This is a genomic window from Nonomuraea sp. NPDC048916, from assembly GCF_040649575.1.
GTDB lineage: Bacteria > Actinomycetota > Actinomycetes > Streptosporangiales > Streptosporangiaceae > Nonomuraea.
Genome location: NZ_JBEZFS010000010.1, coordinates 49,975 through 62,733 on the forward strand (window position 1 = coordinate 49,975; position 12,759 = coordinate 62,733).

Annotated in this window: 12 protein-coding genes; 8 read left to right on the forward strand and 4 right to left on the reverse strand. The window is 70.2% G+C overall.

Translation table 11 applies throughout. The annotated features are described in order from the left end of the window. Positions 1 to 2: 2 nt before the first annotated feature. From tsaB to tsaD, 3 genes are read left to right on the forward strand one after another with little or no spacing between them, the layout of a single operon-like run. Positions 3 to 647, forward strand: coding sequence for a tRNA (adenosine(37)-N6)-threonylcarbamoyltransferase complex dimerization subunit type 1 TsaB (tsaB, locus tag AB0C16_RS12210; protein WP_357681727.1), 645 nt, complete (start codon positions 3 to 5; stop codon positions 645 to 647). Between the two features lie 11 nt (positions 648 to 658). Next, positions 659 to 1,090 carry a ribosomal protein S18-alanine N-acetyltransferase gene (rimI, locus tag AB0C16_RS12215; protein WP_357682075.1) on the forward strand — a complete coding sequence of 144 codons (432 nt, stop codon included), beginning with the start codon at positions 659 to 661 and terminating at the stop codon, positions 1,088 to 1,090. Beyond that, entirely contained in the window at positions 1,083 to 2,114 is a 1,032-nt protein-coding gene (gene tsaD, locus AB0C16_RS12220) for a tRNA (adenosine(37)-N6)-threonylcarbamoyltransferase complex transferase subunit TsaD (RefSeq protein WP_357681729.1), read from the forward strand. The genes rimI and tsaD overlap by 8 nt, the downstream gene beginning before the upstream one ends. A gap of 77 nt (positions 2,115 to 2,191) precedes the next feature. Here tsaD and AB0C16_RS12225 read toward each other — a convergent pair whose 3' ends face one another. Together AB0C16_RS12225 and AB0C16_RS12230 are read right to left on the reverse strand one after the other, a co-directional pair. Next, entirely contained in the window at positions 2,192 to 4,288 is a 2,097-nt protein-coding gene (locus tag AB0C16_RS12225; protein ID WP_357681731.1) for a hypothetical protein, read from the reverse strand. Between the two features lie 191 nt (positions 4,289 to 4,479). After that, complete coding sequence (locus AB0C16_RS12230; RefSeq protein ID WP_357681733.1) at positions 4,480 to 5,751, reverse strand: class I SAM-dependent methyltransferase; 1,272 nt, start codon at positions 5,749 to 5,751, stop codon at positions 4,480 to 4,482. 267 nt (positions 5,752 to 6,018) lie between these two features. Between AB0C16_RS12230 and groES the strand changes: the two genes are divergently transcribed. From groES to AB0C16_RS12250, 4 genes are all read left to right on the forward strand, one after another. Next, complete coding sequence (gene groES / locus AB0C16_RS12235; RefSeq protein ID WP_197093639.1) at positions 6,019 to 6,333, forward strand: co-chaperone GroES; 315 nt, start codon at positions 6,019 to 6,021, stop codon at positions 6,331 to 6,333. 87 nt (positions 6,334 to 6,420) lie between these two features. Continuing rightward, positions 6,421 to 8,040 (forward strand): chaperonin GroEL, encoded by a 1,620-nt coding sequence (gene groL, locus AB0C16_RS12240; protein WP_357681735.1) that lies wholly within the window; start codon positions 6,421 to 6,423, stop codon positions 8,038 to 8,040. A 621-nt stretch (positions 8,041 to 8,661) separates the two neighbouring features. Next, the gene (locus AB0C16_RS12245) at positions 8,662 to 9,297 is read left to right on the forward strand and encodes a sigma-70 family RNA polymerase sigma factor (protein WP_357681737.1); all 636 of its coding nucleotides are present in this window, start codon (positions 8,662 to 8,664) and stop codon (positions 9,295 to 9,297) included. Continuing rightward, positions 9,294 to 9,464 (forward strand): hypothetical protein, encoded by a 171-nt coding sequence (locus AB0C16_RS12250; RefSeq protein WP_357681739.1) that lies wholly within the window; start codon positions 9,294 to 9,296, stop codon positions 9,462 to 9,464. Before AB0C16_RS12245 ends, AB0C16_RS12250 begins: the two co-directional genes overlap by 4 nt. On the opposite strand, the gene AB0C16_RS12255 is transcribed toward AB0C16_RS12250, so the two are convergent. Both AB0C16_RS12255 and AB0C16_RS12260 read right to left on the reverse strand, forming a co-directional pair. Beyond that, complete coding sequence (locus AB0C16_RS12255; protein ID WP_357681741.1) at positions 9,425 to 9,802, reverse strand: DUF5319 domain-containing protein; 378 nt, start codon at positions 9,800 to 9,802, stop codon at positions 9,425 to 9,427. The genes AB0C16_RS12250 and AB0C16_RS12255 overlap by 40 nt on opposite strands. A gap of 36 nt (positions 9,803 to 9,838) precedes the next feature. Further along, entirely contained in the window at positions 9,839 to 10,852 is a 1,014-nt protein-coding gene (locus AB0C16_RS12260) for a LuxR C-terminal-related transcriptional regulator (RefSeq protein WP_357681743.1), read from the reverse strand. 425 nt (positions 10,853 to 11,277) lie between these two features. Between AB0C16_RS12260 and guaB the strand changes: the two genes are divergently transcribed. Beyond that, positions 11,278 to 12,759 (forward strand): IMP dehydrogenase, encoded by a 1,482-nt coding sequence (guaB, locus tag AB0C16_RS12265; protein ID WP_357681745.1) that lies wholly within the window; start codon positions 11,278 to 11,280, stop codon positions 12,757 to 12,759.

Genomic DNA, 12,759 nt, shown 5'->3' on the forward strand with positions numbered 1-12,759 from the left:
TCGTGCTGGTCCTGGCTTTTGATACCGCGACTCCCGCCGTCACCGCCGCGCTCCACGACGGCCGTCAGGTGCTCGCCGAGTCGACGACGATCGACGCTCGGCGCCACGGTGAGCTGCTCGCGCCCACCATCGAGATCGTCCTCCGCGAGGCGGGAGCATCGCTCGGCGACGTCACGGCCATCGTCGCGGGCAGCGGTCCCGGCCCCTACACCGGCCTGCGCGTGGGGTTGATGACCGCGCAAGGGCTGGCCGTCACGCTCGGAGTCCCGGCGTACGGCATCTGCACCCTCGACGCCGTCGCCTATGGCAGCGGGCTGTCCGAGCCGTTCCTGGCCGCCACCGACGCGCGGCGCAAGGAGGTGTTCTGGGCCCGCTACTCCGACCGGCGCACCCGGCTCGACGGGCCGTTCGTCGACCGTCCCGCCGACGTCCCCGTGCAGGGGATGCCGGTGGTGGGGGCCGGCGCCGACCTCTACCCGGAGGTGCTGGGCGAGTCCAGCGGCCCGCCCTACCCCTACGCGGGCTCGCTGGCCGCGCTGGCGGCCGAGCGCATCGAGGCGGGCACTCCCCTCGACCGGCCGCGCCCGATCTACCTGCGCCGGCCCGACGCGGTGGTGCCGGGCGCGCCCAAGAGGGTGACCGCGTGAAGCTCCGGCAGATGACCGAGGCCGACCTGCCTGCGGTCATGTCGATCGAACGGGCCACCTTCCCGCTCGACGCGTGGAGTGAGGGCATGATGCGGGGCGAGCTGGACGACCAGCCGCGCACCCGCCACTACGTGGTGGCCGTGATCGACGGCTTGATCGTCGGCTACGCGGGCCTGGCCGCCGCCGCCGACCAGGCCGACGTGCAGACCATCGCGGTGCTGGAGACCCACCAGCGCACCGGCATCGGCGGCGCCATGCTGGCCGAGCTGCTGGCCGAGGCCCGCAGGCGGGGAGCACGGGAGATCTTCCTGGAGGTCCGCTCCGACAACCCGCAGGCTCGCGGCGTGTACGAACACTTCGGGTTCGAGGAGATCGGCGTGCGCCGCCGCTACTACGACGACGGCACCGACGCGATCATGATGAGAAGGAAGCTGGATGGCTGACGCACCTCTGGTCCTGGGCATCGAGACCTCCTGCGACGAGACCGGCATCGGCATCGTCAGAGGCCACACCCTGCTGGCCGACACGATCGCCTCCAGCATGGACGAGCACGCCCGCTTCGGCGGCGTGGTGCCGGAGGTGGCCTCACGGGCCCACCTGGAGGCGATGACGCCGACCGTCGAGGCGGCGCTGGCGAAGGCGGGGGTCGACTTCTCCGACATCGACGCGATCGCCGTGACCGCGGGGCCGGGCCTCGCCGGGGCGCTGCTCGTCGGCGTCGCCGCGGCCAAGGCCTACTCACTCGGCCTCGGTGTGCCGCTCTACGGCGTCAACCACCTGGCCGCGCACGTCGCCGTCGACCAGCTCGAACACGGCCCGCTGCCCAAGCCGTGCATCGCGATGCTGGTGTCGGGCGGCCACTCGTCGCTGCTGCTGGTGCCCGACGTGGCCCACGACGTGATCTCGCTCGGCTCCACGGTCGACGACGCGGCCGGCGAGGCCTTCGACAAGGTCGCGCGGGTGCTCGGGCTGCCGTTCCCCGGCGGCCCCCACATCGACCGGGCCGCCACGTCGGGCTCCGGCACCGCTGTCGCCTTCCCCAGGGGCAAGCTGGACGACGGCACGCTCGACTTCTCCTTCTCCGGCCTCAAGACCGCCGTGGCCCGCTGGGTGGAGGCGCGCCAGGCGGCCGGCGAGACCATCCACGTGCCCGACGTGGCCGCCTCGTTCCAGGAGGCCGTGGTCGACGTGCTGACCCGCAAGGCGCTGCAGGCGTGCCGTAAATACGACGTGCACGACCTGCTGATCGGTGGGGGCGTGGCGGCCAACTCGAGGCTGCGCGCGCTGGCTCAGGAACGATGCGACGCCGCGGGCGTGCGACTGCGCGTGCCCCGGCCCGGGCTGTGCACCGACAACGGCGCCATGGTCGCCGCCCTGGGCTCCGACCTGGTGGCGGCCGGGATCACACCGTCGCTCCTGGACATCCCGGCCGACTCCTCGCTGCCCATCACGACCGTCCACGTGTGACCGGCTCGGCGCGGTGCCGTACGGGGTGAAAAGGGGGGGTGAGGCCCCGCTGTGCGGAGCGGGACCTCACGCCTGGGTCACTCCTTGCGGGTCGGGCGGAGCAGGGCCTCGGCGAGGGCCAGCATCGTCTCCTCCAGGGCGCCGAGGCGCTTGGTGAGGTCGGTGGTGGCCGGCTCGACGATGCCGGTGACGGTCTGGGTGAGCTCGTCACGGTCGGGGCGGGCCTGGACGATCTCGGTGAGCGTCGCCGCCGCGATGGCGAGGCGCTCGACCTGAGCGGTCGCCTCGGTGGCGAGGAGCTGGCTGACCCGCTCACCGATGTCGGATGTGGCCGGCAGCCGCTGCACCCGCTGGTTGACGGCCTCCACGCGGTCGTCGACGGTCTCGAGCTGCTCTCCGGCCTGCTCGGCCCGGGCGGCGAGGTCGATCAGGCGCCCGTCGACGCCGTCGAAGCGCGTATGGAGGCGGGTGTCGGCGGTGTCAAGGCGGGCGGCCAGATGGGTGTCGACCTTGTTGAGCCGGGCCGCGAGGTTGGAGTCGGCGGTGTCGAAGCGGGCCGCGACGCCGTTGTCGACGCTGTCGATGCGGGCGGCCAGGTGGGTGTCGACCGTGTCGAGCCGCGCGGCCACGTTGGTGTCGACCGTGTCGAGGCGGGCGGCGAGGTCGGCGTCGACGGTGTCGATGCGCGAGGTCAGCCTGGCGTCGACCGTGTCGAGCTGGGCGGCCACGGTGTCGATGCGGGCGGCCAGGTTGGTGTCGGCGGTGTCGAGCCGGGCGGCCAGATGGGTGTCGACCTTGTTGAGCCGGTTGGCCACGGTGTCGATGCGGGCGGCCAGGTCGGAGTCGACGGTGTCGAGCCGCGCCGCCAGTTTGGTGTCGACCGTGTCGAGCCGGGCCGCGACGGTCGAGTCGACGGAGTCGATGCGGGCGGCCAGGTGGATGTCGACGGCCTCGAACCGGGCGGCCACCGCGCCGTCGACGGTGTCGAAGCGGTCGGTGACGCCCTCGAAGCCGGCGGCCAGCTTGGAGTCGACCGTGTTGAAGCGGCCGGCGACGGTGCTGTCGACGGTGTCGAAGCGGGTCGTCAGGTGCTCCTCGACCTCGTTGAGGCGCTCGTCGAGCGACTCGAGGTGGTTGTCGACGTGGTTGAAACGGCCCTCGTTGCGCGTCGCGGTCTCGGTGAGGTGCTGGTCGACGGCGGCCACCCGCCCGTCGAGCGTGGTGACCAGCCGGTCGAGGGCGTCGAAGCGGTCGTCATGGCGGCCCAGCCGGCCGTCGACGACGCCCACCTGCTCGCCGGCCGCGGCGACCCGGCCGTCGACGCCGTCGAGACGTATGGACAGGCGCTGCTCGCAGTCGTCGAGGCGGGTCGTGAGCTGCTGCTCCGTGTCCTCGAGGAGGCCGGTGACGTGCTGCTCGGCCGCGGCGAGCCGGCCGGTGACGTGCTGCTCGGAGGCGGCCAGCCGGCCGGCGACCGTGTCGATCTTGGTGTTGAGGGGGGCGGCGACGGCGGCGAGCTTGTCGTCGAGGCACTCGGACAGATCGGTCACCGCGCCCTCGATGCGGTCGGTGCGCGCGGCCAGGTCGGCGAGTGACTTGTCCAGCCGCGTGAAGCGGTTGGCGGCGATCTCCATGCTGGAGTTGAGCTGGCTCAGCTTGCCGGCGAAGTCGCCCATCCGGCTGACGATGCCGTCGCCCCGGTCGAGCACCGACTGGAGCCGCTTGAGCGCCTCCTCGACCCCCACGCCGATGGTGCCCAGGTCGGCCCAGAGGCCGGGCAGCTCGCTCACCGGGGCGACGCGCTGGCTGACCGACTCGACGCGGGCGTCGACCGACCCCACCTGCTCGCCCACCGCGTCGACGTGGTCACGCACCGCCTCGACGTGCTGGGCGAGGCCCTCGGCCCACATCGGCGGCTTGGCCGTGATGTCGTCGAGCCGCCCGCTGACGGTCTCCAGCGTGCCGCTCAGCCCCCCGAGCTCCCGCTCGCGCACCTCGCGCAGCAGCCACTCCATGCCTTCGAGCCGCTGGCGGATCTCGTCCAGAACCGCGCCCTGGGTGCGCTGTTCGTATACGTGATCCTGGGCGGCGCGTGCCAGCAGCTCCCGCATCCGGTCGGAGATGGGGGTATGGCCGCCTGCCTGCAGAAGGGTGGTGTGGTTGGAATGATCCACCGAAAGCTCCTTCGCTCGCCGACGGTCTGCCGCGCAGCGGTGGGTAGGTCCGGTTTGCAGATGAAAGAAGGAGAACGCGGTAAACCGCTAAAGGGGAGAACTCCCGCCCGCCCACCTTAGCCTTTCGATCAAGGTCCGTCAGGGGCGAAGTGAAACGTCGCGGTTATCGGCGGATCGCCCTTGTATGTCATTTACGCAGGTGGTGAGGGGTGGCAAATGAGGACCGACGGCTTATCCATGATTCGGGTCAGGATGATTACCGCTGACTTGTCTCCCGAAAGGCGCAAATCAGCCCGGAGGCGCTCGATATCGAGAGCCGAGGCGCGCTTTTTGATAGTGACATTTCCGATTTGCCGCTCACGAAGGATGGAGCGGAGGCGTTTCAGCGAGAACGCCAGCACGTCCTGGACCTCGTACCTCGCCGCCCAGGGGGTGTCGATCGGGACGTCACCCGTGATGTAGGCGATCATCGGGTCGGGCAGTCGTCCCGCGACCAACTCGGCCACCTCGCCGACGAGGTGCGCGCGGATCGCGGCGCCGTCGGGCTCGTAGAGGTAGCGGCCGACGGGGCCGGTGAGGGCGCGCGCGCCGGTGGCGGTCAGGCTCTGCCCGCCGGGGAGCAGCGTGGCCCGCCGCACGCGCGGGCCGCCTGTCGGGCCCTCCGCCCCGCCGCCCGCCCCGCCGTCCGCCGGGCCGGGCTCCGGCCGCTCCTCCGGCTCCGTGCCCTCGGCGTCGGGCCAGGGGCCGCCCGTCCAGAGCGAGGCCTCCTTCACCTCGCCCTTGAAGGACACCCACTCGGCCTCGGCGTCCGGCGGGATGAACTCGTACGGGATGCCGGGAGCGACCTTGAGGCAGGCGCGTGCGGACCTGGAGACGAGGTCGAGCACGACGGGCCAGGGAGGGGAGTAGGCCATGGGGTCGAACGTGCGGCCCCGGGACGTGCGGCGCGCCGGGTCGGCGAACAGCACGTCGTAGCCCTCTGGCGACACCGTGGCGGCGTCGGCGAGCCTGACCGTCACCCTGACGCCGAGCCCGAGCGCCTCGACGTTGGCACGGGCCACGGCGACGGTCAGGGGGTCGACGTCCACCGCGTCGACGACGCAGCCGGCGCGGGCCAGCGCGATGGTGTCGCCCCCGATGCCGCAGCAGACGTCGAGCACCCGGGGCGCGCCGGGCTCCCGCGCGGTGAGGCGGCGGGCGCGATGACGGGCGACCTCGGTGCGGGTGGCCTGCTCCAGGCCGTGCGGTGTGAAATACATGACCCCCGCGTCGGGGCCGAACTTCTCCCGGGCCCGCTCCCGCAACTCGGCCTGGGTGAGCGCGGCCGAGGTGAGCGCGGCGTCGTAGGACCTGCGGAGCCTCGTCGCGGCGGCCACCGGCCCGGCACTCCGCAGCTCCTCGGCCTCGGCCAGCGCGCGGATGCCGCGCGGCGTCAGCAGCTCGTTGAAGGCGTCGAGGTCCACGTTCAACGACGTTAGCGCCTCGGCGCCGGCGCCGGGTCGGTGCGGTGCCACGGCCGTGGCGTCCTGGTCGATGTGGACGTCAAGGTTTGCGCCTGATCGCTCTGAGCAGACGAGTTCGTGTTGACTGTCAAGCCCCTCTTGCATATGTTTCCAGTTGGCACTCTCCCCTTGAGAGTGCCAATGTGCGACGAGGCAGGTCTGACACCCGCGACGGCAGGCCCCGCTGGTCGCCTCTTCTAGATCATTCAAATCTGAAGGGGAGGTCCGATCGTGACGACCGCCACCAAGGTTCCCGTTAAGCCGCTCGGCGACCGCATTGTGGTGCAGCCGCTTGAGGCCGAGCAGACCACCGCTTCCGGCCTGGTCATCCCTGACACCGCCAAGGAGAAGCCGCAGGAGGGCAAGGTCCTCGCGGTGGGCCCGGGCAACTGGGATGAGGACGGCGACAAGCGGATTCCGCTTGACGTCAGCGAGGGCGACATCGTCCTCTACAGCAAGTACGGCGGCACCGAGGTCAAGTACGGCGGCGAGGAGTACCTCGTGCTCTCCGCCCGCGACGTTCTCGCGATCATCGAGAAGTAAGCCGGTCGTGTCGGGCCCCGGGCGCACGCTGTTGATCAGACACGTGGCGGCCGGGGCCTTCGACACCAGGAGAGGACTTTCAGCAACATGGCGAAGATCCTGGAGTTCGACGAGGACGCCCGGCGCGCGCTTGAGCGTGGCGTCAACGCCCTCGCGGATGCCGTGAAGGTTACCCTCGGCCCACGTGGCCGCAACGTCGTCATCGACAAGAAGTTCGGTGCTCCGACGATCACGAACGACGGCGTGACCATCGCTCGTGAGATCGAGCTGGAGGAGCGCTACGAGAACCTCGGCGCCCAGCTCGCCAAGGAAGTGGCCACCAAGACCAACGACATCGCTGGTGACGGCACCACCACCGCGACCGTCCTGGCCCAGGCCATGGTCCGTGAGGGCCTGCGCAACGTGGCGGCCGGCGCCTCGCCGCTGTCGCTCAAGCGCGGCATCGACAAGGCGGCCAAGGAGATCAGCGACAAGCTGCTCGCCAGCGCCCGCCCGGTCGAGGACAAGAAGGAGATCGCCAATGTGGCGACGATCTCCGCACAGGACGCCAAGATCGGCGACCTGATCGCCGAGGCGTTCGACAAGGTGGGCAAGGACGGTGTGCTCACCGTCGAAGAGTCCAACGCCATGGGCATGGAGCTCGAGTTCACCGAGGGCCTCCAGTTCGACAAGGGCTACCTGTCGGCCTACATGGTGACCGACCCCGAGCGGATGGAGGCCGTCCTCGAGGATGCCTACATCCTGCTCACGCAGGGCAAGATCGCCTCGATCGCCGACTTCCTGCCGCTGCTCGAGAAGGTCGCCCAGACCAAGAAGCCGCTGCTCGTGGTCGCCGAGGACGTCGAGGGCGAGGCCCTGGCGGTGCTCGTCACCAACAAGATCCGCGGCACGTTCACCTCGGTCGCCGTCAAGGCGCCCGGCTTCGGCGACCGCCGCAAGGCGATGCTGCAGGACATGGCCATCCTCACCGGCGGCCAGGTCGTCAGCGAGGAGGTCGGCCTCAAGCTCGAGAACGTCGGTCTCGAGGTGCTCGGTCAGGCTCGCCGCATCGTGGTCACCAAGGACGCCACGACCGTCGTCGACGGCGCCGGTGACGCGCAGGCCATCGAGGACCGCGTCAAGGAGATCAAGATTGCCATCGAGCAGTCCGACTCCGACTGGGACCGCGAGAAGCTGCAGGAGCGTCTGGCCAAGCTCGCGGGCGGTGTGTGCGTGCTGCGCGTCGGCGCCGCCACCGAGGTGGAGCTCAAGGAGAAGAAGCACCGCCTCGAGGACGCGATCTCCGCTACGCGGGCCGCGATCGAGGAGGGCATCGTCTCCGGCGGTGGCTCCGCGCTGATCCACGTCGCCGGCGAGCTCGACGACCTGGGTCTGACGGGCGACGAGGCCACGGGCGTCAACGTCGTGCGCCGCGCGCTGGTCGAGCCGGCCCGCTGGATCGCCGAGAACGCCGGTCTCGAGGGCTACGTGGTCACCCACAAGATCGCCGAGCTGCCGGCCGGTCACGGCCTCAACGCCGCGACGGGCGAATACGCCGACCTGCTCGCGCAGGGCGTCATCGACCCGGTCAAGGTCACCCGCTCGGCGGTGCAGAACGCGGCCTCGATCGCGGGCATGCTCCTCACCACCGAGGTCCTCGTGGTCGACAAGCCCGAGGAAGAGGCGGCCTCGGCCGCCGGAGGCCACGGTCACGGCCACGGCCACTGATCCGCCTCACGCAGTCCGGCCCGCCCCCGCATTCGCGGGGTGCGGGCCGTCGTGGCCACCCGGCTTCCGTACCGGCCACTCCATCTCGTACGGCATAGCCGACGAGGCCCCACTCCCCGCATGCGGAGGGGCCTCCAGAGGGTGCTTGCGGACCCGTACGTGGTGGGGGCCTTCAGGGGACGTCCGCGGACCCGCGTGCGGCTAGGGCCTTCAAGGGGGACGTCCGCGGACCCGTACGGGGCAGGGGGACGTCCGCGGACCCGTACGGGGCGGGCCGTTGTGACGGCGCGTCTTGTGGCGCCGGAGCCTTCCTTCCCGAACATGTTTCCAATGATCACCGGAAGGCGTATATATGGCGTGTGACGTAGTACCCGGCGAAACACGGCCGAGATGGCGGTTTGGCCGGGTGATGGGGAAAGGTGACTTATTCGAGTAAACCCAACACGGGCGCAAAGCGTCTAGGCGTCTGACAAATGTCGCGCATTTCGGGTTATGAGGTGAAATATTCCGCCGCCCCGAAAGGCTTAGTGTCGCCAATTGATTACTAACGGTTATCGTCTCTTCAATGTGACCAATCCGTAGCCGTTCGCGATGACGACAGGCCCGATCAGTGCGGGCATCATGCCTATCGTGAGCGAGGGAAGCGTCGCCGACGCCAAAATTGGGGTAAGGCTCGCGTCGAGACTTCCGGCACGGACGGATGACTCCGACCTTAGGGAACTGACGAGCCTCGCCGTACAGGGAGATCGCGGTGCGATCGAATCCCTGCTCGGCGAGTTGCGTCCGAGAGTGGTGCGCTATTGCCGCGCCAGGCTGGGCAGGGTGACGGGGCAATATCACATTGCCGATGACGTCGCCCAGGAGGTGTGCATCGCGGTCCTGTCCGCGCTGCCTCGATACCGCGACATGGGTCGGCCGTTCGCCTCATTCGTCTTCGGGATCGCCTCGCACAAGGTGGCCGACGCGTTGCGGAGCTCGGTCCGCTCCGCCGTGCCCACCCAGGATCTGCCCGACGGGCCCGACGACGGGCCGGGGCCCGAGGAGACCGTCGTCCGCTACATCGAGGTCGAGCACGCCCGCAGGCTGCTCGCCCGGCTGCCCGAGAACCAACGCGAGTTGCTGCTGATGCGAGTGGTGTCAGGGCTGTCCGCCGAGGAGACCGGTAATGTACTCGGCATGTCACCAGGTGCGGTCCGGGTCGCCCAGCATCGGGCGCTGGCGAGGTTGCGGCAGATGGCCGAGCTGGAGTCGGCTTGACGCCGGAGGAGGAGAGCGACGCGCTACTCGACGCGCTCGCTCGTGGTGAGCCACCCGGATGCGACGACCCCGCCGCCCGGTTGCTCGCCGTCCTGCTGGAGGACGTGACCGAGCTCGTGGAGCTCGGTCAGCGGCGTTCCTCCGTGTCGATGACGCCGTCCACGTAGCCTCTCGCGTACTCCCAGCTGACGTAGTCGGCGGGGTCGGGGTGAAAGGCGGGTTCGTGCACCTGGGGCCGTCCCTTGTCGATCATCTGGCGAAGGTTGCCGCGCAACAGCTCCCAGTCGAAGAAGTGCTGCTCCCCGCATTCGGGACAGTCGAGCACGAGGCCGAGCACCCCCTGAGGTTCGAGCAGGGAGTGGAAGACCTCCACGTCGGCGAGGTCGGTGATGGCCTCGTCGCGCTCGGCCGCGGTCAGTGGCTCCGCGTCGTCGAGCTCGCCCAGCGCGGCGGAAGGATCATTCGGGTCGTCCGCGAACGGGTCGCGGGGAACGTCTTCCAGCACCTTCCCACCATATGACCGATGCGGTCGCAGCGGTGGCTATTGGCCCAGCCATCCACGGCGTGAGGCTTCCACCCCTGCGTGGAAGCGTGATTGGGCTCCCAATTCGCTCATGGCGTCGGCGAACCTGGCCCGCACCGTGCGCACCGACAGGCCGAGCTGGCGGGCGATCGAGTCGTCGCACATGCCCTGCGCCGCCAGCCTGAGCACCTGCACCACGCCGTCGATCCCGCCGCCCCAGGGCAGCGGCACGGCCCTGGCCCACAGCTCCTCGAACAGCGAGCGCAGCAGGCCCACCACGATCGGCGTGCGGAGCAGGTAGAAGTTGTAGGCGTGGTCGGGCAGGTTGCCGCCCCACAGGGCGGGCAGCCCGGCGGCGTCGGGGCCCGCGGTCATGAACCAACTGGGCACCCGATCCAGGGTGCGGGCCTGGCCGCCGGCCTCGAGCAGCCGGGTGAGCTGCTCGCGCACGCCGGGCAGCGACAACGTGTCGACCGGGATGATCATGTGCACGCGCAGCAGGCCACGCTCCTGCGCGTCGATCCACGGATCCGCGAACTTGCGCACGAAGTCGGTCATGGTGCGTTCGTCGGGGATCGCGGTCAGCAACTCCATCGGCGGCGACTGCACGGCCATGCCGACCACGCTCTCGTAGAGCACGTCCGCCCCGCTGACCAGCTCGACCGGGAACGGCCCGCTCTGGTAGTCGCGCCCGGCGTCGTAGTCGTGGATGAGGCCCCGGATCGAGCCGAGCGCCGAGTCGATGCGGCGGCTCTCCTCGGCCAGCCGGTCGAGGCGCTCGGCGATCAGCCGCCCGAGCGCGCCGGCGGGGTGCCGGGCGAGGTACTCGCCCGACTGCTCGTCCACCACCCCTAGCCTGACGAGCTCGTCGAGCTGTCTGCTCACCCTGTCGATCGGGCCGTCCATGGCCTGCGCCACCTCCGTCACCGTGGCCCTGTGCAGGCGCAGCACCGCGGTGTAGAGGGCGGACTGGGCAGGGTCGAGCCCGAGCGTCTCCAGCGGGTCGGACGCGGCGGGCGAGGCGTTGCGCATGGCGGAGAGCTCCGTTGGGGAGACACGGGCGTGCCGCGAGGATAACCCGGCCTGGGGCCCCTGTCCGCTCCTTACGCCGACTACCCCCCGCTACTCCCCGGTACGTGCAGCTTCGTGCAATTGCACGTTTTCACATTGCGATGTGCCGATGAGTAACGCAGGCTTAACCCACAGTCGGCAACCCGCCAGGCACAGGCTGTGCCAGTCACCAGGGCGCGGAGGGGGGTCCGGTGGCGTGACGCGCGCTCCGCCCGGGTGCCGGTAGCTGGGGGATGGGACGGATCACCGACCGTCCCATCCCCCTTCTTTGCGCATGCCGGGAGTACGACGGGCCGTGGGGGTCATCGTCCTCCCGGCAGCCATGCTGTTTGGTCCCAGGCCCTAGACTTGCAGCATCACGCGCAACGGCAGGAGGGGGCCGCAGCATGTCCAAGTTCACCGCACCAGGTCTGACCTTCGACGACGTGCTGCTCGTGCCCGGCTATTCCGACCTCCAACCCGGCGACGCGGACACCCGGTCACGCCTGTCGCGCGGGATCACGCTGTCCATCCCGCTGGTCTCGGCGGCGATGGACACGGTCACCGAGGCCCGCATGGCGGTGGCGATGGCCCGGCAGGGCGGCATCGGCGTGCTGCACCGCAACCTGTCGGTCGAGGAGCAGGCCCAGCAGGTCGACCTGGTCAAGCGGTCCGAGGCCGGGATGGTCACCAACCCGGTGACCTGCACCCCCGACGACACGCTGGCCGAGGTCGAGCGGTTGTGCGCCACCTACCGGATCTCCGGGGTCCCGGTCACCGACACCGGCGGCATCCTCGTCGGGATCGTGACCAACCGCGACATGCGCTTCGAGAGCGACCATTCGCGCCGGGTGCGCGAGGTCATGACGCCGATGCCGCTGGTCACCGCCCCGGTCGGCGTCTCGCGTGACGACGCGTTCACGCTGCTCAGGAAGAACAAGATCGAGAAGCTGCCGCTGGTCGACCCCGACGGCAGGCTGCGTGGCCTGATCACGGTTAAAGACTTCACCAAGAGCGAGCAATATCCGCTTTCCACCAAAGACTCCGACGGCCGCCTGGTGGTGGGGGCCGCCGTGGGCGTCGGCGGCGACGCCGAGCTGCGGGCCAAGGCGCTGATCGAGGCGGGCGTCGACGTGATCGTCGTGGACGTCGCCCACGGTCACTCCAGGGGCCTGGCCGAAATGATCGCCAAGGTCAAGGCCAACAGCAAGGTCGACGTGATCGGCGGCAACATCGCGACCAGGGCCGGCGCCCAGATGCTGGTCGACGCGGGCGCCGACGCGGTCAAGGTGGGCGTGGGCCCCGGCTCGATCTGCACCACCCGGGTGGTGGCCGGGGTGGGCGCGCCGCAGGTGACCGCCATCTACGAGGCGTCGCTGGCGTGCGGGCCCGCGGGGGTGCCGGTCATCGGCGACGGCGGCCTGCAGTATTCAGGAGACATCGTCAAGGCCATCGCCGCGGGCGCCGACACGGTCATGCTCGGCTCGTTGCTGGCGGGCTGCGAGGAGTCGCCCGGCGAGCTGATCTTCATCAACGGCAAGCAGTTCAAGTCCTACCGGGGCATGGGCTCGCTCGGCGCGGTGCGCAACCGCGAGCGCGGCGGCACCTCGTTCAGCAAGGACCGCTACGCGCAGGCCGAGGTCGGCGGCGAGGACAAGTACATTCCCGAGGGCATCGAGGGTCAGGTCCCCTACCGCGGCCCGGTCGCGGCGGTCGCCCACCAGCTGATCGGCGGGCTGCGCCAGGGCATGTGGTACGCCGGCTGCCGCACGATCCCGCAGATGCACTCCGACTGCGAGCTGATGCCGATCACGTCGGCGGGCCTCAAGGAGAGCCACCCCCACGACATCCAGATGACCGTGGAAGCTCCGAACTATCACAGAAGGTAA